Origin of the sequence: Bradyrhizobium sp. SRS-191 (assembly GCF_024586915.1) — a bacterium.
Classification (GTDB): Bacteria; Pseudomonadota; Alphaproteobacteria; order Rhizobiales; family Xanthobacteraceae; genus Bradyrhizobium.
Genome location: NZ_JANBVS010000014.1, coordinates 80481 through 103177, shown reverse-complemented (window position 1 = coordinate 103177; position 22697 = coordinate 80481). Strand labels below are relative to the sequence as shown.

Sequence of the window (22697 nt, the reverse complement as noted above, 5' to 3'; positions counted from 1 at the left end):
ACAACTCAGCGGCTGACGCGCCAGATCGTGCCGTTGCCGTCCTCGGAAATCAAAAGGCTGCCGTCGCGCGCCACGGTGACGCCGACCGGCCGTCCCCAGACCTCGCGGTCGTTGACGACGAAGCCGGTGATGAAGTCCTCGTATTCGCCGGTGGGCACGCCGTCCCTCAGCCGGATGCGGATCACCTTGTAGCCGGTGCGCTTCGACCGGTTCCACGAGCCATGCTCAGCAGCAAAGGCGTCGCCGCGATACTCCGGCGGGAACAGGTCGGCGTCGTAGAAGGTCAGGCCGAGCGAGGCCGAGTGCGGCTGCAACAAGACATCGGGCACGGTGATCTTGCCCTTGAGGTCCGGCCGCTCGCCGGCATGGCGCGGGTCGGGATTGTCGCCCATGTAGTACCAGGGCCAGCCGTAGAACGCGCCCTCCTTCACCCGCGTGACATAGTCCGGCACGAGATCGTCGCCGAGCCCGTCGCGCTCATTGGTCGAGCACCACGGTGCGCCCGTCGCCGGCTGGACGGCGAGGCCGACGCAGTTGCGGATGCCGCTCGCAAACAGCGAGCGGTTCTGGCCCTCGGGGTCGAACGCCAGCACGCCGGCGCGATCCGTCTCGCCGCCCCAGGCCGCGCCGAGCGGATGCGCCTTGATCCAGGCGGCGAGGCCGCCGGCCGGCTCGCCCAGCGCTTCGCCGACATTGCCAGCGGAGCCGACCGAGATCAGCATGCGCTGATCGTCCCTTGTGAAGACGATGTCACGGGTGGAGTGGCCATAGCCGGCCGGCAGATCGGGGACGACGACCTGCATCGGCCCGGAGGCCTTCAGGTCGCCGGAGCGATACGGAAAGCGCATCACACGCTCGGTGCTCGCGACATAGACCCATTGCGGATCGCGGCTTGGATAGAACGCTATGCCGAAGGGATGGCCGAGGCGGTCGGCGAAGACCTCGCTGCTCTCGACCTTGCTGCCATCGCCGCTCGGCCGCAGCACGCGGACGCGCCCGGCCCGAGTCTCGGCGACGAAGATGTCGCCGTTCGGCGCGGAGCGGATGATGCGCGGGCCGCTCAGCCCCTCGGCGAACAGCGCGATCTTGAAGCCGTCCGGCACCTTGGGCACCGCCGAGGCCGGCCGCTGCACCACGCGAGAGACATTCGCGGCGGACGCCGTTGCGCCGGGCTTCGGCAGGTCTGCAGGGCGGATCAGCCTGATCGTGCCGGGCGTATCGCCCTGCCAGCTGCCGAATGCGTCCTTGCCCCTGAGCACGGCAGGCTCGGCGACGGCCGACGAAACAATCGATGCGCTCAGGGCGCCGACGACGGCCGTTCTGATCCGTCTCATCATGTCATCCTCGCGTCTCGAGCCGCCGGCAGCCTGCTCCGTCCCGGCCCGGCGATCACATCTCGCGGCGATACGACGCGATCACGACAGCGCGCCGAGCACGCCGCGCGTGGCCTGGTCGATCTCCTCGACATAGCGGCGCCGCGCAAACGACTCGGTCAGGAAGCCGACCACCTTGCGGCTGTTCTCGGACTCCAGCACCGCCAAGACCTCGGCGCCGGAATCGTCAAAGATCTTCATCGCCGTCTTGACGTTCATTTCGGGCAGCAGCGCGACATCGAAATATTTCGCCAGCTCGACCACCTGGATCTCGTCGGCGATCGAATCCAGTTCACCCGAGAACAGGTCGGGCAGCGACACCAGTCCGCAATAATCGTCGCTGTTGTTGACGACGACCACGGCCTGCCGCGTGCCCAGCGCGAATTCGCGGCGGCAGGCGGCGATCGAGGTCGTGGTCGGCACCTTGCCGACGTCGGAGCGCATGAGACGCTCGACGGTGAGGTTGCGCAGCCAGCCGACATCGTTGGCGCTGCGGATGGTCTCGCCGCGCAGATGCAACCGCCAGGTCGAGAACGAGTGCCCGAACAGCACGCGCACGCAGACCGAGGTCACGATGCAGGCGCCGAGCACGACGGCGGTGACGTCGACGCTGCGGGTCATTTCCAGCACCAGGAACGACATCGTCAGCGGGCCGCCGACGATGGCGACGCCGAGCGTCGCCATGCCCGTGAGCATCGCAACCAGCGGGTCCAGCGCCAGACTCAATCCGGCCATCGCGAGCAGCCCCGCGAACAGCTTGCCGAGCAGGCTGCCGATGAACAGCGAGGCGAAGAACAGACCGCCGCGGAAGCCCGAGGCCAGCGAGATCAGGCACGCCGCGAGCTTGAGCACGATGATGGTGGCAATGAAGCCGACCGCCATCTCGCGATGCAGGTCGAGCAACATCGCGCCGTGGCCTGCCGCCAGCACCTGCGGCGTCACGATCGCCATGGCGCCGACGCAGACGCCGCCGATCACCGGCCGCAGCCAGACCGGGATGCGGACGAACAGCCGCTCCACCGCCGGCGAGGCGCGCATCACCACGATGCCGATGAAGGCGACGAGCAGCGCCAGCACGAACAGCGCGATATACTGCTCGAAGCCGACGGCGCCGACCTTTTGGATCTCGAGGGAGTACGGCGCGCCGGTGAGATATTGCGAGGTCAGCGCCCCCGCCAGCGAGGCCGCCAGGATCGGCGCGGCGCTCGCGACCGAATAGACCCCCACGATCAGCTCGCACGCATAGAACGCACCGGTGATCGGCGCGCCGAACGCAGCCGCGATCGCCGCAGCCGCGCCGCAGCCGACAATCAGGCGCAGGTCGTTGCGGCGGAGCGTGAGATACTGACCGAGCAGCGAGGCGACGCCGGCGCCGATCTGGGTATAGCCCGCCTCGAGGCCGACCGAGGCGCCGGAGCCGTTGGACACCAACGTCTGGCTGCTGACGACGAGGCTGTCGCGCATCGACAGCCGCCCGCCGCGCAGCGCATTGGCCTCGACGGGGTCGACGGCGGCCGCGATCTTCCAGCGCCGCCGCTGCCATTCCATCAGGCCGAGGACGAGCCCGCCGCAGGCCGGCGCGATCAGGGCGACGACCGGATTGATCCAGGCGTTGGCGCTGAGGCGGACGTCGATCGGGATGCCATAGATGATCACATGCGCGAACTGCGCGATCAGGCTCATCACCGTCACGATACCGCCGGTGGATACGCCGATCACCAGGGCCAGCGGTATCAGGTAGAACTCGTTGCTGCGCAGCAGGGCTCGCAGCCGCGTGACCACCCGGTTCGAAGCCTTGCGATCGATGATATGCGACAGCGTCGAGAGCACGAGAGCCATTTCTTCTACGAGGAGGCCTCTGCGTGGCAATAGCGTGCCGCAATTTGCGGAACAAGCGCGAATTCCTTTCCAGCCGAAACGTGGTTGACTGGTCCGGAAAGTGGAACCGCAGCGGAGCCCTCAGGAGCGTCCGCGTCAACGACGGAGTGCCCCAAAAGGTCGCAGAGGACGTCGCGCGCCTTCCGGCTCCCCGGATCCAAAGACGACGCCCGCTGCGGGGGCCGCAGCGGGCGTGATGCCTCGCGTGAGAGATGTGAGCGCTCAAACCCGCTCGATGATGATGGCCGGCGCCATGCCGCCGGCCGCGCACATCGTGACCAGGCCGCGCTTGAGATCCCGGCGCTCCAACTCGTCGAGCAGGGTACCGATCAGAATGGAACCGGTGGCGCCGATCGGATGCCCCAGCGCGATCGAGCCGCCGTTCACATTGACCTTGGCGCGGTCGAGCTTGAGGTCCCGGATGTATTTCTCGGCCACGACGGCGAACGCCTCGTTGATCTCGAACAGGTCAATGTCATCGAGCGTGAGCCCGGCCTTGGCCAGCACCTTGCGCGTCGCCGGCACGGGGGCGTTCAGCATCAGCGTCGGGTCGTCGCCCATATTGGCCATCGCCACCACCCGGCCTCTCGGCTTGAGACCATGGGCCTTGGCGTAGGACGGCGAGGCCAGCAGGATCGCCGCCGCGCCATCGACCACGCCGGAAGAGTTTCCGGCGTGATGGATGAAATTGATCTCGAGTCCGGGATAACGCTGCAGGATGAGATTGCGATAGGTCGTGCCCTTGTCGTCGAGCGCATAGTCGGCGATCGCCGGGAATGCCGGCTTCAGCCCAGCGAGCGCTTCGGCGGTGGTCTGCGGCCGCGGATATTCCTCGTGGTCGAGCGCGAGGCTGCCATCCTCGCGATGGACCGGCACAAGGCTCTTCTTGAAATGGCCGCCGGCGATCGCGGCAGCCGCGCGCTTCTGGCTCTCCAGCCCGAGCGCGTCGACATCGGCGCGGGTGATGCCTTCCATCGTGGCGATGGCGTCGGCGCAGACGCCCTGGTGCGACTGCGGGTGCAGCGCGCGCAGATGCAGATTGCCGGCGTCCATCATCAGCGGCCCCTCGCCGCGGCGCCCCTCCATCGACATCATCTCGCAGCCGCCGGCGACGACGAGATCCTCCTGCCCGGCCATGATCTGGGCGGCCGCAATGTTGACGCTGGTGATGCCGGAGCCGCAGAAGCGGTCGAGCGTGACGCCGGAGGCGCGGATGTCGTAGCCGGCATCGAGCGCCGACATGCGGCCGAGATCGCCGCTCTGCGGCCCGCGCTGCGACGAGCAGCCCCAGATGATGTCGTCGACGTCAGCGGTGTTGATGCCGGTGCGCTCGGCCAGCGCGCGCAGCACGGTGGCGCCGAGATGCTGAGGATGCAGCCCCGCCAGCGCGCCCTTCCCGGCCTTGCCGATGCCGCGCGGGGTCCTGCAGGCGTCGATGATGAGCGCGTCGGCCATGATGTTTCCTCTCCTGATCAGTTGCAACCGGCGGTCCGGTCGTCCTTGCTCCGGTCGATAGCATTGCGCCGTCGCGCTCGACAACCGCGGCAACTGCGGATCAGGCTTGAATGCTGCGCGCTCAGGTGCTTGACGAAGAACGCTTTTTTCGTTGCACGGAACCGCTCGCGCCGGCCCCGGACAGTGGCCTCGCTCCGACGCGACTTCAACCTGCTCGATCTGCACCTCCGGCGAAGCAGGCGGCACAGCGTCACCTGCGCAAGCAGCACGCCAGGACATCGCGATAAGCCGATGACCGCAGGAGACAATTTGCCTCTCGGCTCGGAGATGACGTGAAATGTGGGAATGTCGGATGGCGGCCGGCGCGATCCTTCTGCAACACGATATCAGCGAAATGATGGACAAATCACAAATGCACTTTGCGTCGGCTGCATTTGACGCGATGACGCGAAGCTTCCATGAAGATGCGCTCTCCCGCCTCCCCCCCCAACAGGACCTGACATGAGCAGTTCGAGTTCGACCCTCGCCGCGTCCGCCGGCAGCGCCCGCCGCGCCTGGTGGAAGGAATTGTGGGTCCAGGTTCTGATCGCGATGGCGGCCGGCATCCTGCTCGGCGCGGTCAAGCCCGATCTCGGCGCGCAGATGCAGCCGCTGGGCGACGCCTTCATCAAGGCGATCCGGATGCTGATCGCACCGATCATCTTCTGCACCGTCGTCAACGGCATCGCCCACATGGCCGACATGGCCAAGGTCGGCCGCGTCGCCATCAAGGCGCTGGTCTATTTCGAGGTGATCACGACGTTGGCGCTGATCATCGGGCTCGCCGCCGTGAACCTGTTTCAGCCCGGCGCGGGCATGAACATCGACCCCGCGACGATCAACTCCGCGACCATCGAGCCCTACGTCAAGCAGACCGCGGCGGTCGGCCTGGTGCCGTTCCTGCTCAACATCATCCCGCAGACCTTCGTCGGCGCCTTCGCCGAGGGCAACATTCTCCAGGTGCTGTTCATCTCGGTGATGTGCGGCTTCGCCCTGATCTGGCTCGGCGACCGCGCCAAGGCCGTGACCGACGTGATCGAGGTCGCCGGCCAGATGATCTTCGGAGTCGTCCGGATCGTGATGTGGGCGGCTCCGCTCGGCGCGTTCGGGGCGATCGCCTTCACCGTCGGCAAGTTCGGGATCGGCTCGCTCGCCAAGCTCGGCCTGCTGCTCGGCAGCTTCTATCTGACCTGCCTGATCTTCATCGCCGCCGTGCTCGGCCCGATCGCCGCCCTCGCCGGCTTCAGCCTGTGGAAGCTGATCCGCTACATCCGCGACGAGATCCTGGTCTGCATCGCCACCACCTCATCGGAGACCGTGCTGCCCCGCATGCTGGCCAAGCTGGAAGCCGCCGGCTGCGAGCGCAGCATCGTGGGCCTCGTCATCCCGACCGGCTATTCCTTCAATCTCGACGGCACCTGCCTCTACCTCGCCACCGCAGCGGTCTTCCTGGCGCAGGCCACCAACACGCATCTCGACATCAGCCACCAGGTCGGTCTCCTGCTGATCCTGCTGGTGACATCCAAAGGCGCGGCCGGCATCGCCGGCGCGGCCTTTGTCGTGCTGGCGGCAACCCTTGCTGCAACCGGCACCATTCCCGTCGCGAGCGTCGCGCTCGTGCTCGGCATCCATCGCCTGATGTCGCAGGGACTGACGCCGACCAACCTGATCGGCAATGCCGTGGCGACCATCGTCATTGCACGCTGGGAAAATGGATTGGACGCGGCGCGCCTCAAGCAGGTGCTGGATGGCGACACAATGGCATCTGATGCAAATTGAAATCATCTGCGTAGCTAGAGATTTGCTTTTGCCGCAATGATGTCGATCAAACCGCGTATGACCTAAAATTAATAGTTATCTCCTTCGTCCCGCTACCGCGCTCGGCTATTGAAGGCGGAACGGACGACTGTCTGCCGGCGTCGTCTCCTTGCGAAACGATGAGAAACGTTCACGGAGCGAGCGCCTGCGGACAACGGTCTCGCCACACCATGCGTGTGCATGACGATCATCTGGAGACGACGATGAACAAGCAGCTGCTACTCAAACTCCACCGCTGGATCAGCCTGACCTTCGCGCTGCCGCTGCTCGTGATCATCGTCACCGGACTGATTCTCTCCTTCGAGCCGATCGCGCAGGTCGCGGCCGTGAAGCCCGGCAGCGTCGATCCGGCACGCGTGGCCGCGCTGATCAAGCAATATGATCCGGACGGCAAGGCGCGCGGCATTTCGATCAATCCGACGACGCAGCATCTGACCTTGCAGGGACGGCCCGGCACCGAGCTCGACATGACCAGCGGCGCGGTCACCGACAAGCCTGCCGCTGCCGGCGTGTTTCAGTGGGCGCGCATGACGCATGAGCACCTGATCGGGATCGAGGGTCTCACGACGATCTCCACGATCGGGATGATCGTCATCATGATCATCGGCATCCTGATGGGGCTGCCGCGGCTGCGCAACACGCTGTCCGGTTGGCACAAGGGCGCCGCCTGGTTCACCCTGCCGCTGATTCTGCTGAGCCCATTGACCGGCGTCCTGCTCGACCCCAGCAACAGCTTCTTCAGTGCGCCGGCGAATTCGGCCAAGCCCGTCTCGTTGACGGAGGCGGTCAGTATCGTCGCCCGGGATCATGATCTCGCGACCGTCAACATGATCGGCAATCGCGGCGGGCGGATGCTCGCGCGTATCATCGAAGGCGATGAGCTGCGCGCCTATGCCGTGACCGCCGACGGCCTCTCCGCGCTGCCGCGCAACTGGGTACGGCTGCTGCACGAGGGCAACTGGTCGCTGATCGGCAGCGGTGCCAACGTGCTGATCTCGGTGGTGCTGCTCGCCCTGCTCATCACGGGCGTGCTGATCTGGACGCAGCGCCGGCTGCGCCGGCCTCAGCGGAGCCGCGACCTCCGGGCGGGGTCCGCGGCGGCTCCATCGATCCCCTCCTGAGGGATCAAGTCCGCCCGGCGGCCGATCCGAGCGAGCGACGTGATACTGGCTTGGACGCGGCCTTCGAGCGCCGCGTCGGGCTCTTCCCGACATCCGCCTTGGGGCCTGCATAGGCCGCGATGAACACTTTGATGCCCCCCTCGAGCTGGGCGCGGTACTCCGCCGCGCTCGGCGCCTGCAGCGACAGCGCCCAGGTCAATGGCAAGCGGCCCTGGATCAGGGTGAGAAACTGCGTCGCGGCCAGCTTCACATTCGCAATATCGAGCAGTCCCGCGGACTGCGCGGCGCGCAAGAACGACGCCACCTCGGCATCGCATCGGTCGGGCCCGTTTCTCATGAAGGCTTCCGCGATGGCCGGATAGCGCGCCGCGCAGGACATCATCAGACGATGCATCGCCAGCCCGCTGCCGTCGAGGAACATCGACAGGAAGCGGCGGGCGATCTCGCGCAGGTCCCGTTGGAGATCGATCGGGCGATCGTCCCGCACCCACAACGGCTCGCGCCTCGCCCTGCAGTCTTCCTCGACCAAAGCGAGCAGCAACGCGTCCTTGTCGGTGAAATGGCCATACAGCGTCGCCTTCGACACGCCGGCGTGCCGCGCGATCGCATCGACGCTCGTGGTGTCGAATCCCTGCTGCAGAAACAGGCTTCGTGCACTGTGGAGAATCTGCGCGTGCTTGATATCCGTGCGAGCGCCGGACGCGGTGTTGCCGGCACGACGCAAGTGCGAAGAAGATGTGGCCATGCCGTTCTCTAGCATCAACGTGACTTGACTCAAGCCTGACACGGACACCATCCTCCGGCAAGAAAGAACTGAACGGTTTAGTTTTTTGAAGAAGGATGTCCAAATGTTTCTGGCCTGGTGGCGGCCCGGCGCGAGACGCGGCACGACTGTCGCGCCGCTCGGGCTCGTCGGCTGCAGCGTGCTGCTCGCATCCTGCGCGATGGGTCCCGACTTCATGTCTCCGGATGCGCCGGCAACGGCCGGCTACACGTCCGAACGCCGCCTCGCCGCGACCGCCAGTGCCACTACTCCGGGCGGCCAGGCACAGAGCTTCGCGTCGGGACACGACCTGCCCGGCACGTGGTGGGCGCTGCTTCATTCGCGCCAGATCAACGCCTTCGTCGAGGAGGCGATCCGCAACCATCCGGACATCGAGGCCGCGCAGTTCGCGCTGCGCGCCGCGCGCGAGAACGCGCTGTCGCAACAGGGGGCGCTGTTTCCGCAGGTGAGCGCGAGCGGATCGGCCGAGCGCACCCAGGCCTCCACCACGCAGCAGGGGCAATGGCCCGGTCAGACCTCGCTCTACACGCTCTACGGAGCCTCGGTGAGCGTCAGCTACGCGCTCGACATCTGGGGCGGCACACGCCGCCAGGTCGAGGCGCTGCAGGCGCAGGCGGACTATCAGGGCTTCAAGATGGAGGCGACCTATCTCGCGCTCACCGCCAATGTCGTGACGGCCGCGATCACCGACGCGTCGCTGCGCGACCAGATCGCGGCCACCGAGGAGATCATCAAGGCCGAGAGCGATCAGCTCGGCCGCATCCAGCGCCAGTTCGACGTCGGCGCGATCTCGAAATCCGACGTGCTGTCGCAGGAAGCGACGCTGGCGCAGGCCAAGGCGACGCTCGCCCCCCTGCAGAAGCAGCTGGCGCAGCAGCGCAACCAGCTGATGGCTTATCTCGGCCGGCTGCCTAGCCAGGACCGCGGTGAGCATGTGACGCTGGCGGAGCTGAAGCTGCCGCGCAGGCTGCCGGTGTCGCTGCCCTCCTCGCTCGTCCGCCAGCGTCCCGACATCCGGCAGGCCGAGGCGACCTTGCACCAGGCCACCGCAACGGTCGGCGTCGGCATCGCCAACCTGCTGCCGCAGGTGACGCTCTCCGGCAGCTACGGCGCGAGCGGCCCGGAGCGGCTGTTCTCGCCGACGACCTTGGTGTGGGAAGCGGCATCGAGCGTCAGCCAGAAGCTGATCGACGGCGGTGCGCTGTACCATACCAAGGAAGCCGACGTCGCGACGTTCGAGCAGGATCTCTCGCTCTACAAGAGCACGGTCATCACCGCGTTCCAGAACGTCGCCGACTCCTTGCGCGCCATTCAGTATGACGCCGAAGCGCTGAAGGCGCAGGCCGCGGCCGAGAAGGCCACCTCGGACAGCCTCGCGATGGCGATCGAGCAATTCAAGAGCGGCGCCGTGCCTTACGCCAACGTCATCACGGCGCAGCAATCCTATCTCAACGCGCGCGTCTCCCGCATCAAGTCGCAGGCCACGCGCTTCACCGACACCGCCGCGCTGTTCCAGGCGCTCGGCGGCGGCTGGTGGAACCGCCAGGACGAGACTCCAGCGGCGCTGCCGCGCGCCAATCCCGGCTATTTCGCCGGCCCCAATCGGACCATCCAGGAAGCGATGTAATGACGAAGCGCATGACGATCATGCTGGCCGCCATGGCCGTTCTGTTCGGCGGCCTCTACGGATTCCAGACGTTCAAGGGCATCATGATCGCCAAGGCGATCGGCGCCATGGCCAACCCGCCGCAGACGATCTCGACCGCTGTTGCGGCGACGGCGCCGTGGCGCTCCAATCTCACCGCCGTCGGCTCGCTGCGCGCCGTCAACGGCGCGGATCTGGCGCTGCAGGCCTCCGGCATCGTGCAGAGCATCCAGTTCAATTCCGGCGATGCCGTCGAAGCTGGTCAGCAACTGCTCCAGCTCGTCGCGACCGACGACGTCGCCAAGCTGCAGTCGCTGCAGGCCACCGCCGAGAACGCCGCCATCGTCGTCAAGCGCGACGAGGAGCAGATCAAGTTCAACGCGGTGAGCCAGGCGACGCTCGACAGCGACCGCGCCAACCTGAAGAACGCGCAGGCGCTGGTCACGCAGCAGAAGGCGATCGTCGAGCAGAAGACCTTGAAGGCGCCATTCGCCGGCCGGCTCGGCATCCGCGCCGTCGATCTCGGCCAGTATCTCGGCGCCGGCACCACCATCGTCACCCTGCAGAGCCTCGACCCGATCTTCGTCGACTTCTATCTGCCGCAGCAGTCGCTCGCCGACATCAGGATCGGCCAGGACGTCGGCATCTCAGTCGATGCCTTTCCCGGCGAGCGCTTCACCGGCCAGATCTCGGCCATCAACGCCAAGGTCGATTCCACCAGCCGCAACGTCCAGGTCCGCGCCACCCTGCACAATGAAAAAGCGCGCCTGCTGCCGGGGATGTTCGCCAAGGTCGAGATCGGAGTAGGCCAGCCCGAGCAGCTCGTCACCCTGCCGCTGACCGCTGTGGTCAGCAATCCCTATGGCGACCTCGTCTATGTCGTCGACGATCTCAAGGACGGCCAGGGCAAGGCGCGGCAGATGTTTATCAAGAGCAAACCTGCCAAGGGGGACCACATCGCGATCACCGACGGCGTCAAGCCCGGCGAGACGGTGGTGATCGCCGGACAGATCAAGCTGCGCAACGGCAGCCCCGTGAAGATCGACAATTCGCACGTCCCGGTGGCCGAAGCCGCCCCTGATGTCGTCGATCAGTAACCGCACGCAAGCCCACGCTCAGAGCCCCCCATGCGTTTCACAGACATCTTCATCCGCCGGCCGGTGCTGGCGCTCGTGGTCAGCGCGCTGATCCTCGTGCTCGGCCTGCGCTCGATGACGACGCTTGCCATCCTGCAATATCCGCGCACCCAGAACGCCATCGTCACTGTCAGCACCGCCTATGCCGGCGCCGACAGCGACATCATCGCCGGCTTCATCACGACGCCGCTGGAGAACGCGATCGCCCAGGCCAACGGCATCGACTACATGACCTCGACCAGCGTCACCGGCAGCAGCACCATCACGGTGAACCTGCGGCTGAACTACGATTCCGGCAAGGCGATGACCGAGATCAACGCCAAGGTGAACTCGGTTCTGAACCAGCTGCCGACCGGCACGCAACAGCCGACCCTGACCCTGAAGGTCGGCCAGACCATCGACGCCATGTATATCGGTTTCGCCAGCGACGTGCTGGCGCCGAACCAGATCACCGACTACCTCACCCGCGTGGTGCAGCCGAAGCTGCAGGCCGTGTCCGGCGTGCAGACTGCCGAGCTGCTCGGCGCCAAGAAATTCGCGCTGCGCGCCTGGCTCGATCCGGACAAGCTCGCCGCCTACGGCCTGACCGCGACGGACGTCTCGACGGCGCTGTCGGGCAACGACTACATCTCCGGTCTCGGCACCACCAAGGGCCGCCTGGTGCAGGTCGATCTCGCCGCGGCGACCAACCTGCATTCGCTGGAGCAATACCGCAACCTGGTCGTCAAGCAGGTCAATGGCGCCATCATCCGCCTTCGCGACGTCGCCAACGTGACGCTCGGCAACGATGACTACGACAGCGCAACCCGCTTCAACGGCAAGACGGCCGTCTATATCGGCATCCAGGCGGCGCCGACCGCCAACCTCCTCGACGTCATCAACGGCGTGAAGGCGGTGTTGCCGGACCTGCAGCGCCAGCTGCCGAACGGGATCACCAGCGAGGTGCTCTACGACTCCACCGACTTCGTGAACTCCTCGATCGACGAGGTGGTCCATACGCTGGTCGAAGCCATCGCCATCGTCATCGTCGTGGTGTTCATGTTCCTAGGCTCATGGCGTTCGGTGCTGATCCCGGTGATCGCGATCCCGCTGTCGCTGATCGGCACCTTCGGCCTGATGCTGCTGATGGGCTTCTCGATCAATCTCCTGACCCTGCTGGCGCTGGTGCTCGCGATCGGCCTCGTCGTCGATGACGCCATCATCGTGGTCGAGGCGGTGCACCGGCTGATCGACGAGGGTGTCTCGCCGGTCGACGCCGCGATCCAGTCGGCACGCGCACTGGCGAGCCCGATCATCGCGATGACCGTGGTGCTGATCGCGGTCTATGTGCCCGTGGGCTTCCAGGGCGGCCTGACCGGCGCGTTGTTCACCGAATTCGCCTTCACGCTCGCCGGTGCCGTCACGGTGTCGGCGGTGATCGCGCTCACCTTGTCGCCGATGAACTGCGCCTGGCTGCTGCGCCGGACCGAGCGCGGCGCCACCACCTTGGAGGCGCGGCTGGTGCGGGCCATCGACCATGTGCTCGAACGTCTCGCGCACGCCTACCGCCGCGGGCTCGAGAGCGTGTTCACCACCAAGCCGGTGGTCGTCGTGTTCGCGCTGCTGCTGCTGGCGATGATCCCCTGGCTCTATGTCAGCTCGACCAGCGAGCTCGCGCCGGACGAGGACCAGGGCATCGTGCTGTCGCTGACGAACTCCGCGCCCTCGGCCACGCTCGAGCAGCGCGAATTCTATGGCCAGCAGCTGTTCGGCCTGATCGCGCAGCGCCCCGAGACGCGCACCGTCTTCCAGATCGACACCCCGACGCAGGCGATCGGCGGCTGGGTGCTCAAGCCCTGGGATCAGCGCAAGGCGACGACCAAGACCCTACAGCCGGAATTCCAGCAGATGCTGAACGGCATCGCCGGCGCGCGCTCGGTCGCCTTCCAGCCCGCGCCGCTGCCGGGCAGCAACGGCCTGCCGGTCCAGTTCGTCATCGGCACCACCGGCGCGTTCTCCGAGCTCAACGACGTCTCGCGCGAGTTCATGGCCAAGGCGCTGGCAAGCGGCAAGTTCATCTTCCTCGACACCGACCTGAAGATCGACAAGCCGCAGACCACGGTCGTGTTCGACCGCGACAAGGCCGCCGATCTCGGCCTGAAGATGAGCGATCTCGGCGGCGCGCTCGCGACCATGCTGGGCGGCAACTATCTGGATTATTTCAGCCTGGAGGGCCGTTCATACAAGGTGATCCCGCAGGTCCGGCAGAACGACCGCCTGACCGATCATCAGCTGCTCGACTATTCGATCCGCAGCGGCGGCAACACGATGGTGCCGCTCTCGACGGTCGCCCGGCTTGAGCACAAGACCATTCCGGAATCGATCAACCACTTCCAGCAGATCAATGCGGCGACGATCTCGGGCGTGGCGATGCCGGGGGTCGCGATGGGCGATGCGCTCGCCAGCCTGAAGGAGCTGTCGACGTCGCTGCCGTCAGGCTACTCGATCGATTACGGCGGCGCGTCGCGGCAGCTCGAGCAGGAGTCCGGTGGCTTCGTCACCACCTTCGTGTTCGCGCTGATCATCATCTTCCTGGCGCTCGCCGCCCTCTTCAACAGCTTCGTCGACCCGATCATCATCCTGGTGTCGGTGCCGATGTCGCTCGCGGGCGCGCTGATCTTCATCAGTCTCGGCATCGGTGGCGCCAGCATCAACATCTATACCCAGGTCGGCCTGGTGACCTTGATGGGCCTCGTCAGCAAGCACGGCATCCTGATGGTGGAGGTCGCCAACGAGCTGCGCGAGCAAGGCAAGGAGCGCACCGAGGCGATCATCGAGGCGGCCACGATCCGATTGCGGCCGATCCTGATGACGACCGCGGCGATGGTGCTCGGCGTGATCCCGCTGATCGCGGCCAGCGGCGCCGGCGCGGTGTCGCGCTTCAACATGGGTCTCGTGATCGCCACCGGGCTCGCCATCGGCACCCTGTTCACGCTGTTCGTGGTGCCCGTCGCGTACGCACTGATCGCCCATCGCGGGACCGCGCACGAGGCGGCTGTTCATGGCAGCGAGGCGACAGCGGCGTCCTGAAAATTACATAAAATCAGTGAGTTAACTAACAATCCCGGGAGTCACATCGATCACCATTGACAAACGACATTTTAAAACGATATATCGTTCGTACGAAACGGAGATCATATCGTATGAGACATCATCATTGGACATTCGACCGCTCGCGCTGCGATGACGACCGCCAGGAGCGCGGCTGGGGCCATCGTGGACATCACCATGGGCGTCACGGCTTCGACGAGGCTTCCGACGACATTCGCATGGGCGGGCGCGGCGGCGGCTTCGGTCCGCGCGGACCAGGCCTGTTCGAACGCGGTCGCCGCGGCGGCCGTGAGGAATTCGGGCGTGGCGGCGGCGGCCGTGTCTTCGGTCCCGGCGACCTGCGCAGCCTGCTGCTGTGGCTGATCGGCGAGAAGCCGCGCCACGGTTATGAGCTGATCAAGGCGGTCGAAGAGCTTGTCGGCGGCGCCTATTCGCCGAGCCCCGGCTCGGTCTACCCGATCCTCAGCCTGCTCGAGGACATGGGCCAGATCGAAGCCGCTTCGGCCGAGGGCGGCAAGAAGCTGTTCGCAATCACCGACGCCGGTCGCCAGGCTCTCAAGGATGACGCGGCGGCCATCGAGGGCCTGCTCAGCCGCCTGCGCATCCTGGCGCGTTCAATGGGCGGCATGCGTCCGTCTGAGCAGGTGCTGCAAGCGGTTCAGACACTGAAGATGGCGCTCAAGATGCACCGGCGCGGCTGGAGCGACGCGGAGTCGAAGCGCGTCAGCGACATTCTCAACCGCGCCATCGCCGAGATCGAGGGCGACGACGACGCCGCGACCTGACACTCGGACACAGACCAAAGGAGCATCGACATGCCCCACTCCTACGCCATCGAGGTGACCGACATCGGACCGCGCAGCGACAGCGCCGGCGGTCCGAGCTACGACTTCACCTTCACGAGCCATGACGATCTCAACGAGATCATCGCCCGCATCCAGCGCCGCGGCCTGTTCGACGACAATGAGAGCAAGGTCTTCGTCACCGGCCTCAAGCTGCTCGGCGGCGTCCTGCTGAAACATCGGGGCGAGCCGCTGTTCGCCGAGTTCGGCCCGGCGTTCGGGCAGTTCATGAAGACGCTGAAGTCGGGCGCGAAGACGCAGGAGGCTTAGCTGCTGCTTCTCACGGAGCGGAGCCAGCGCCACACAGACGCTGCGCTCCCTCTCCCCGTTCTTACGGGGAGAGGGTCGGGGTGAGGGGCAGCCACACGGGTGGTTTTACTCGCGACGGGCAACTAACAGCAAACGTTCCTCGAGAGCTTCCGCGGTATGGGTCCCGGCGTTCGCCGGGACGACACCGGTGATGTGGCGCTGTCGTGCCTAACTTACCGTTGATGTGGCACGGTCCGTGCCAAACCCATCCGTGATGTGTCACGCGATCGGGCAAAACCCACCGCTGTCGTCCCGGCCGCGAGCCGGGACCCATACCGCGTGATGGTCGTTGGCGGAACGGATGCCATTTATCGCATCCCGACCAACGAGATTGACGACGGCCGCTACGCCGGCTCCAGCACCATCAACCCCGTCGCCGTGTTCGAGATCGGGATGTGATAGTTCGCATGCTCCTTGCGTACCTTCTCCGGCAAGGCGCCGCGCGCGACCATCCAGTTGAGCAGCTCGACGCCCTGCGTGCCCGACAGTTCGACCAGCTCCGCCGTTGAGTACTTCGTCGCCCAGGCGGGGTCGTCGACCATGCTGGCCATGAATTTCTCGTCGAAATCCTTGTTGATGAAGCCGGCGCGCTCACCGTCGAGCTGGTGCGACAGGCCGCCGGTGCCCATCACCACGACCCGCTCGTCCTTCGGCCAGGACTCGATCGCCCGCGCCAGCGCCTGGCCGAGCTTGTAGCAGCGCGCCGCCGAGGGCAGCGGCGCCTGCACGGTGTTGACGACCACCGGCACGACCCGCACCGGCCATTTCTGGTCCGGCCAGCACAGCGCCATGGGAAGCGTGAAGGCATGATCGACCACCATCTCCTGGCAGGTCGTGAGGTCGAAATCCTCCTTTACCAGGTGCTCGATCAGGTGCCACGACAATTCGCTGTCGCCCTGGAACGGCGCGGTCTGCGGGATGCCCCAGCCCTCGTCGGCATTGCCATAGCTTTCGCACGCGCCGATCGCGAAGGTCGGCATCTTGTCGAGGAAGAAGTTGAGGCCGTGGTCGTTGTAGACCAGCACGACGACATCCGGCTTCACCTTGGCGAGCCATTCGCGGACATGCGGGAAGCCGTCGAAGAACGGCTTCCAATACGGATCCTGCTGCAGCCCCTTGGCGATCGCGCCGCCGATGGCCGGGACGTGCGAGGTGGTGATGCTGCCGACGATCTTTGCCATGATGCTTACCCCCGTGCCGCCAGAAGCTTGGCCTTGAATTGATCCTTGGTCAGTCCGGTCTGCTGCGCGCCGATGTCCTGCATGTCCAGGCCGAAGATGCCGGCGAACTTGGCGAGGTAATAGGCGTTGCCGCCGGCCTCGATCAGTTGCAGCACATTGCGGTTCTTGATCGCGGCGCGCTGCTGCGCGTTGAGGCCGTATTTCGCGCAATAGCCATCCTCGTCGGCGACGAAGGCCTTGCGGTTGGCGGCATCGTTGAAGGAGTAGCACATCTTGTTGAGCGCATAGCCCTTGCGGGCCTGCTCGCCGTCGAAGATGGTGGTGCCGGGCACGGGCTGCCGGGCCGATGTGGCGGACATTGAAACCTCCCCTGAAAGCGTTCTGAGCGGCCGCGCTTGATCTGGATCAAACGCGGCGCGGTCCATGCCGCCAGTATCTCCGGCAGACACCGCCGATCAAGCCCGCCTGCCCGATCCGATACATGAGTCAATTCGATCATTTGGACCTCGACGGCCATCTGCTGCAGCTCCTGCTCGCCGTGATCGAGGAGGGCTCCGTGACGCGCGCCGCGCATCGGCTCGGCGTGACGCAATCGGCCGTGAGCCATCTGCTCGACAAGCTGCGGGCCATCACCGGCGATCCGCTGTTCGTCAAATCCGGCCGCGGCATCGTGCCGACGGCGCATGCGCAACTGCTGGCGCTGCGCGCCCGCGCGCTACTCGACGATCTCCGGACGTTCTCCCACGCCGCCGCCTTCGAACCTGCGAAGATCTCCGCGCAGGTGACGATCGCCGCCAACGACCTGCAGCGCGATCTGCTGCTCCCCTCCCTGCTCCGCTATGCGCGCGCGCAGGCCCCCGGCCTCGGCCTTCGCGTCATCCCCTCCGGCGCGCCGACGCCTGAGATGCTGCGCGAGGAGCACTGCCAGCTGATCATCACGCCGCGCCCGCCTGATGGCAGCGACATCATGCAGAAGCGGCTGTTCGAGGACAGCTACCGCGTGTTCTACGATGCCGGCCAGCGCGAGCCGCCTGAAAGCCTGGAGGACTATCTCGCCAGCGACCACGTCACCGTCGTCTACGAGCCGCGCCGCCGGCTTGACATCGACGAGGTCCTCGCCGAGCGCGGCATCGTCAGGCGCTTCGTCGCGCAAGTGCCAGGCTTCGGCGGCATCGGACCGTTCCTGCGCGGCAGCCGCATGATCGCGACTCTGCCGAGCCTGCTGCGGGCCTACATGTTGCGCGGCCTCGCCGTCGCGCCGGTGCCGGTCCCCTGCCCTGTGATGCCGATGTACATGGTCTGGCATCTGCGCCACCACGACGACCCGATGCATCGCTGGCTGCGCCAGCAGCTCGAGATCGTGGTCGCCCCGAGCCTTGCCGCAGCAGCCGAGCACATGCCGGCGCTGGTGTAGTCGCGCCTCACGCGGGCGTATGACAGACCGCCTCGATATTGTTGCCGTCGGGATCGCGGACGAAGGCGCCATAATAGTGCTGGTGATAATGCGGCCGCAGTCCCGGCGCGCCATTGTCCCGCCCGCCGGCCGCAATCGCGGCCTGGTAGAACGCATCGACCGTGGCGCGGTCCTTGGCGTGGAACGCGACATGCGTCGAGGTCGCGGCCGTGCCGCCGGTGCCGATCCAGAAATCCGGACGACCGTCACCGAAGCCGGCGTGAGCGCCATGACCACCGGTCTGCGCGTCGGTGATCTCCATCATCAGGACATAGCCGAGCGGCGCCAGCGCCGCCGTGTAGAACGCCTTGGCGCGGGCGAAATCGGAGACGGGGAAGCCGACGTGGTCGAGCATGATGATCCTCTCTTGTCCGGCGAGACGCGCACGACGGGCGCACACCGGGCTTCATGCACGTCCGGCATTCACCTCGCAAGCGTGCCCGCACGCATCCCGGCGAGGATACGCCGCGCGGTCTCGCAGCCGCTCGCCAGCGCGGCCTCGACCGTTCCCATGTCGCGGCCCCGGTACAGCGCCTCACCCGAGATCAGCACCGGGCCGTCCCACTGCGACAGCATCTCCTGGGCCTCGCGCGTCGTGAGCGTGGCATAGGAATAGGCGCCGCGCGCGAACGGGTCCTTGCTCCAGTCGGTCGCGTGACTTGCCACCAGCTGCGTCCTGAGCATCTCCACGGGCTTGTCGAAGATGCCCGCGAGCGCCGAAACGCCGGCCTCGATCAGCGCGGCCTCGTCGCACGCAGCGAAGGCGCTGGTCGGCGGTCCGGCCAGCCAACCTGTCAGCACGGCCGCATCGGCCGGATGCTGCGTCCACCACACCGGCACCTTGGCCTCGGACAGCACAAACAGCATGTCGGAGAGGTCGCGTGCGCCGTTCTCCAGCCACCAGCGCCGCTCGAAGCGCAGCAGCAGCTTGATGACATTTCCGAAGCCGATGGCTTCAGCTGCCTGCTGTCGTTCACGCATCGCCGGCGGCAGCGCGACGGTCCGCAGCAGCGGCAGCGGCACGGTCAGGACGGCGAGATCGCCGCGCTCGACACCGCCATCGGCACAGCGGATGACAACACCGTCATCGGAGCTCTCGACGGCGCTGACAACGGCCTGAAACCGCATCGTCACACCATGGCGCCGGCACTCGGCGACGAGGAAGTCGACCAGAGCCGCGTAGCCGCCGACGATGCGGCCCTGATCGCCGCGCTCACCGCCCATCCATTCGTCGCGCAGCGCGAAGACGCTCGCAAGACCCGGATCTGCGGCATCATAGCCCTGCACCATCCCGAGCACGGAGCTGCGCAGCGCCGCGAACGCGTCGCCTGCAAAATGACGGTCGAGCAGCTCGGTGACCGTGATGTCCTGATCGAGCTCCCGGGCCACGCGGTGGAGCAGACGCATCTGCCCCGCGGCGGGATCGTCCTGCGAGAAATCACCGTGAGACACGTGCCATCGCGCGCCGTCGACCGGCGTGGACCGCAGTCCGGCCTCAGCCATCAAGGCATGGGTGACCGGCGCCTCGCCGTGAATGAATTCGGCGCCGGCGTCCGCGCGATAACCGAATTCGCTCTCAGGCAGCGAATGGATCCGTCCGCCGCAGCGCTCGCGCGCCTCGAGCAACGTCACCCTCCGTCCCGCGCGGGCAAGCTCGCGCGCGGCCATCAAGCCGGCCGCGCCGGCGCCAACGACGATGACGTGGTCGTGCGCGTGCTCAGCCATGACCGGCCTGCGCCGGCAGGTCTGCGCCGTTGGTGATTTTGTAGCGCAGCCAAAGCGCGCCGCCTTCCAGCGCCGTCGTGCTCTCCAGGGTCATCGCCGTCAAAGGGGCGCGCTGGTCGGACTCGGCCTCCGAGGAATCGAACACCATCGGCGCGCCCTTCGCGCCATCGACGGCCGGGCACAGCACGAGGTTGAGCTCATCGATCAGCCCTGCGCGCAGGAATGTACCGTTGACGTGGCCGCCGCCTTCGAGCAGCAAGCGCTTCACGCCGAGCTCGCGCGAGAGGATGTCGAGCACGCGCGGCAGATCCAGCTTGGTCTCACCGCCGAAGATATAGGACACGCCCTCGCTGCGCAGCCCTGCGATATGCGCATCCGAGACGGCTTCCGTCAGCACGACGACGATCGGATCGCCGCCGATGTCGGAGCGACCCCAGCAGATCTTGCCGTGGCCGTCGAGCACCACGCCATAGGATCTGGAATCGCGCCGGCATATCCAATGCTCGCGCGGGAAGCGCTCGGTGGTCGTCGCCGGATAGGCCTTGCCCTTGGCGAACTCCTGACCGGTGACACGTCCGATCAGCCAGGCATCGCCGCCGAGCTTCTCATGCACCTGCTCGAACACGTCGCCCGAGCCCTTCGGCCGCCAGCGGCTGGGCCAGGTCCGGCCATCGACACTGGAGGCCATCAGGCAGATCACGTCCGGTTTCATGCATCCTCCTTGTTGCCGCGGCAGACTCACCGAATATGGTTCCCGGGGCGCCGTCGTCAACGAAGCGGCCGCGGTTTCGTTCGAAAGCGGCCATGCCGCCGTTGCAAGGGTCTTCGAGGCGCGCCTACTGTTTGCCTCAGATATGCTGCGCTCAAATCGGGAGGAATGGAGCAGACCATGCCAAGCGCCCCGCGCCCATCCATTGCCATGCGCGCGCACGCAATGGCGCTGCTGGCGGCGGCGCTGGCCGGGCTTGCGCTTGGCATCATCGGCATCTGGCGCCTCGAGGCGGTGCGCGCCGGCCTCACCATCACGCAAGGCCAGGTCGGCACGACCCCCATCACGATCTATCAGCGCCGCGACGCGCCCCCCGCGCCGGTGGTGGTCATCGCCCACGGGTTCGCGGGCTCGCGCCAGTTCATGGAAGCCTACGCGCTGACGCTTGCGCAGGCGGGCTATCTCGCCGTCTCCTTCGATTTCGAGGGGCATGGCCGCAATCCCACGCCGATGTCCGGCGACGTGACGCGGATCGACGGCACGACGCGCAAGCTGATGAGCGAACTCGGCCGCGTCACCAACGCGGCACTGTCGCTGCCCGGGTCCGATGGCCGCGTGGCGCTGCTCGGCCACTCCATGGCCTCCGACATCATCGTGCGCGAGGCGCTGGCCGATGCGCGCATTGCCGCGACGGTGGCAATCTCGATGTTCTCCGAAGCGGTCACCGCGAGCGCGCCGCGCAACCTCCTGATCATCACCGGCGAGTGGGAGAGCGCGCTGCGCCGGGACGCGCTGCGTAACCTGAAGCTCGCCGATGCCTCCGCCAACGAGGGCGACACGGTCGGCGATCCCGCCGCCACAGGCGCGCGCCGCGCCGTGGTAGCGCCCGGCGTCGAGCATGTGAGCGTGTTGTATTCGACGACGGCGCTGCGCGAGGCGCACGCATGGCTCGATCAGGTGTTCGGCCGCACCAGCAGCCGCGAGGTAGCGGCCACGGGCAGCGCCATTGCGCTGCTGCTCGCCGGCATTGTCCTGCTGGCGTGGCCGCTCGCCGAGCTGCTGCCGAAAGGCGATACGCCGTTGCCAGTCCTGCCATTGCGAACCCTGGCGATCGCCACGCTGGCTCCGGCGGTGCTCACACCGATCACGCTGAGATTCGTCGACACGCGCTTCCTGCCGGTGCTGGTCGCCGACTATCTCGCGGTGCATCTGTTCGTTTACGGCGCGCTGTCGCTCCTGCTGTTGCGCCTGCAGGGCGTCCGCTTCGGCCGCATGGCCTGGCTCGCAGCGGTCGTACTGGCAGCTGACGGGATCATCGTCTTTGGCGGCGCGCTCGATCGCTATGTCGCCTCCTTCATGCCGATCCCGGCCCGCCTGCCGATCATTGCGGCGATCGCGGTCGGCGCCGTGCCCGCCATGCTGGCCGACAGCATCGCCAACCAGGGCGGCCACGCCGCGCTGTGGCGCACGCTGTGGATCCGCGGCGTCTTCCTGGCCTCGCTCGGCGGCGCCGTCGCGCTCGACCTCAGGCGGCTGTTCTTCCTGCTGATCATCATCCCGGTCATCGTGCTGTTCTTCATCGTGTTCGGGCTGATCGGCGGCTGCGTCGGCCGCAGGACCTGCTCGCCGATGGCCGAAGGCCTCGGTCTCGGGCTGATCCTGGCCTGGGCGCTCGGCGTGACCTTTCCGATGTTCCTGCCGGGCTGACAAGTGAAGACGCCGCGGTCAGATGAGAACCAGCACGAGCCGCCTCGGCGCGCCCGAAGACATGGAGCAATCATGGCGAAACACCGCATCTACACGATGAGCTTCGCGAGCGTGTACCCGCTCTACGTCGCCAAGGGCGAGAAGAAGGGACGCACCAAAGCGGAGGTCGATCAGATCATCTGCTGGCTGACGGGCTACGATCAGAAAGCGCTAGAAGCCCAGCTGGATCGACGGACCGATTTCGAGACCTTCTTCGCGCAGGCGCCTGCGATGAATCCGGCGCGGTCCCTGATCAAGGGCGTGATCTGCGGTGTCCGCGTCGAGGAGATCGAGGAGCCTACGATGCGGGAGATCCGCTATCTCGACAAGCTCATCGATGAGCTGGCGCGGGGCAAGACGATGGACAAGATCCTGCGCAAGCCCTGACCGCGC

Annotated in this window: 19 protein-coding genes; 10 read left to right on the top strand and 9 right to left on the bottom strand. The window is 66.5% G+C overall.

From position 1 onward, the window contains the following. Nucleotides 1-5: 5 nt before the first annotated feature. From NLR35_RS23540 to NLR35_RS23530, 3 genes are all read right to left on the bottom strand, one after another. Nucleotides 6-1337, bottom strand: coding sequence for a sorbosone dehydrogenase family protein (locus tag NLR35_RS23540; protein ID WP_257168912.1), 1332 nt, complete (start codon nucleotides 1335-1337; stop codon nucleotides 6-8). Nucleotides 1338-1415: 78 nt separating this feature from the next. After that, nucleotides 1416-3212 (bottom strand): chloride channel protein, encoded by a 1797-nt coding sequence (locus NLR35_RS23535; protein ID WP_306577703.1) that lies wholly within the window; start codon nucleotides 3210-3212, stop codon nucleotides 1416-1418. 261 nt (nucleotides 3213-3473) lie between these two features. Next, on the bottom strand, nucleotides 3474-4706 hold the full coding sequence (locus tag NLR35_RS23530; protein WP_257168911.1) for an acetyl-CoA C-acetyltransferase: 1233 nt from the start codon (nucleotides 4704-4706) through the stop codon (nucleotides 3474-3476). Nucleotides 4707-5207: 501 nt separating this feature from the next. Here NLR35_RS23530 and dctA point away from each other — a divergent pair. Next, entirely contained in the window at nucleotides 5208-6524 is a 1317-nt protein-coding gene (dctA, locus tag NLR35_RS23525) for a C4-dicarboxylate transporter DctA (protein WP_257168910.1), read from the top strand. Nucleotides 6525-6766: 242 nt separating this feature from the next. Then, a complete protein-coding gene (locus NLR35_RS23520; RefSeq protein WP_257168909.1) occupies nucleotides 6767-7684 on the top strand; it encodes a PepSY-associated TM helix domain-containing protein in 918 nt (305 codons plus the stop codon). A 4-nt stretch (nucleotides 7685-7688) separates the two neighbouring features. On the opposite strand, the gene NLR35_RS23515 is transcribed toward NLR35_RS23520, so the two are convergent. Then, nucleotides 7689-8480: a TetR/AcrR family transcriptional regulator gene (locus NLR35_RS23515; protein ID WP_257168993.1), complete on the bottom strand. Its 792-nt coding sequence runs from the start codon at nucleotides 8478-8480 to the stop codon at nucleotides 7689-7691. Nucleotides 8481-8532: 52 nt separating this feature from the next. Between NLR35_RS23515 and NLR35_RS23510 the strand changes: the two genes are divergently transcribed. The 5 genes from NLR35_RS23510 to NLR35_RS23490 all read left to right on the top strand — a co-directional run bounded on the left by NLR35_RS23510 (nucleotide 8533) and on the right by NLR35_RS23490 (nucleotide 15451). Then, a complete protein-coding gene (locus NLR35_RS23510) occupies nucleotides 8533-10095 on the top strand; it encodes an efflux transporter outer membrane subunit (protein ID WP_257168908.1) in 1563 nt (520 codons plus the stop codon). Beyond that, nucleotides 10095-11210 carry an efflux RND transporter periplasmic adaptor subunit gene (locus tag NLR35_RS23505; protein ID WP_257168907.1) on the top strand — a complete coding sequence of 372 codons (1116 nt, stop codon included), beginning with the start codon at nucleotides 10095-10097 and terminating at the stop codon, nucleotides 11208-11210. The genes NLR35_RS23510 and NLR35_RS23505 overlap by 1 nt, the downstream gene beginning before the upstream one ends. A 30-nt stretch (nucleotides 11211-11240) precedes the next feature. Next, nucleotides 11241-14318, top strand: a complete 3078-nt coding sequence (locus tag NLR35_RS23500) for an efflux RND transporter permease subunit (RefSeq protein WP_257168906.1) — start codon at nucleotides 11241-11243, stop codon at nucleotides 14316-14318. A gap of 113 nt (nucleotides 14319-14431) precedes the next feature. Continuing rightward, a complete protein-coding gene (locus NLR35_RS23495) occupies nucleotides 14432-15124 on the top strand; it encodes a PadR family transcriptional regulator (protein ID WP_257168905.1) in 693 nt (230 codons plus the stop codon). A gap of 30 nt (nucleotides 15125-15154) precedes the next feature. Then, the gene (locus NLR35_RS23490; protein WP_257168904.1) at nucleotides 15155-15451 is read left to right on the top strand and encodes a DUF3861 domain-containing protein; all 297 of its coding nucleotides are present in this window, start codon (nucleotides 15155-15157) and stop codon (nucleotides 15449-15451) included. A 383-nt stretch (nucleotides 15452-15834) separates the two neighbouring features. Here NLR35_RS23490 and NLR35_RS23485 read toward each other — a convergent pair whose 3' ends face one another. Continuing rightward, nucleotides 15835-16671 (bottom strand): class III extradiol dioxygenase family protein, encoded by an 837-nt coding sequence (locus NLR35_RS23485; RefSeq protein WP_257168903.1) that lies wholly within the window; start codon nucleotides 16669-16671, stop codon nucleotides 15835-15837. A gap of 5 nt (nucleotides 16672-16676) precedes the next feature. Further along, complete coding sequence (locus tag NLR35_RS23480; protein WP_257168902.1) at nucleotides 16677-17030, bottom strand: protocatechuate 4,5-dioxygenase subunit alpha; 354 nt, start codon at nucleotides 17028-17030, stop codon at nucleotides 16677-16679. 122 nt (nucleotides 17031-17152) lie between these two features. On the opposite strand from NLR35_RS23480, the gene NLR35_RS23475 reads away from it, so the two are divergent. Continuing rightward, complete coding sequence (locus NLR35_RS23475) at nucleotides 17153-18085, top strand: LysR family transcriptional regulator (RefSeq protein WP_257168901.1); 933 nt, start codon at nucleotides 17153-17155, stop codon at nucleotides 18083-18085. A 7-nt stretch (nucleotides 18086-18092) separates the two neighbouring features. Here the strand turns inward: NLR35_RS23475 and NLR35_RS23470 are convergent, their stop codons facing one another. From NLR35_RS23470 to NLR35_RS23460, 3 genes are all read right to left on the bottom strand, one after another. Further along, nucleotides 18093-18479 (bottom strand): VOC family protein, encoded by a 387-nt coding sequence (locus tag NLR35_RS23470; RefSeq protein WP_257168900.1) that lies wholly within the window; start codon nucleotides 18477-18479, stop codon nucleotides 18093-18095. 68 nt (nucleotides 18480-18547) lie between these two features. After that, nucleotides 18548-19849, bottom strand: a complete 1302-nt coding sequence (locus NLR35_RS23465; protein ID WP_257168899.1) for an NAD(P)/FAD-dependent oxidoreductase — start codon at nucleotides 19847-19849, stop codon at nucleotides 18548-18550. Beyond that, nucleotides 19842-20561, bottom strand: coding sequence for a dihydrofolate reductase family protein (locus NLR35_RS23460; RefSeq protein ID WP_257168898.1), 720 nt, complete (start codon nucleotides 20559-20561; stop codon nucleotides 19842-19844). The genes NLR35_RS23465 and NLR35_RS23460 overlap by 8 nt, the downstream gene beginning before the upstream one ends. 177 nt (nucleotides 20562-20738) lie before the next feature. Here NLR35_RS23460 and NLR35_RS23455 point away from each other — a divergent pair, with 177 nt between their 5' ends. Both NLR35_RS23455 and NLR35_RS23450 read left to right on the top strand, forming a co-directional pair. Further along, on the top strand, nucleotides 20739-22265 hold the full coding sequence (locus NLR35_RS23455; protein ID WP_257168897.1) for an alpha/beta hydrolase: 1527 nt from the start codon (nucleotides 20739-20741) through the stop codon (nucleotides 22263-22265). Between the two features lie 72 nt (nucleotides 22266-22337). Then, nucleotides 22338-22691, top strand: coding sequence for a DUF2200 domain-containing protein (locus NLR35_RS23450; protein WP_257168896.1), 354 nt, complete (start codon nucleotides 22338-22340; stop codon nucleotides 22689-22691). Nucleotides 22692-22697 lie beyond the last annotated feature (6 nt).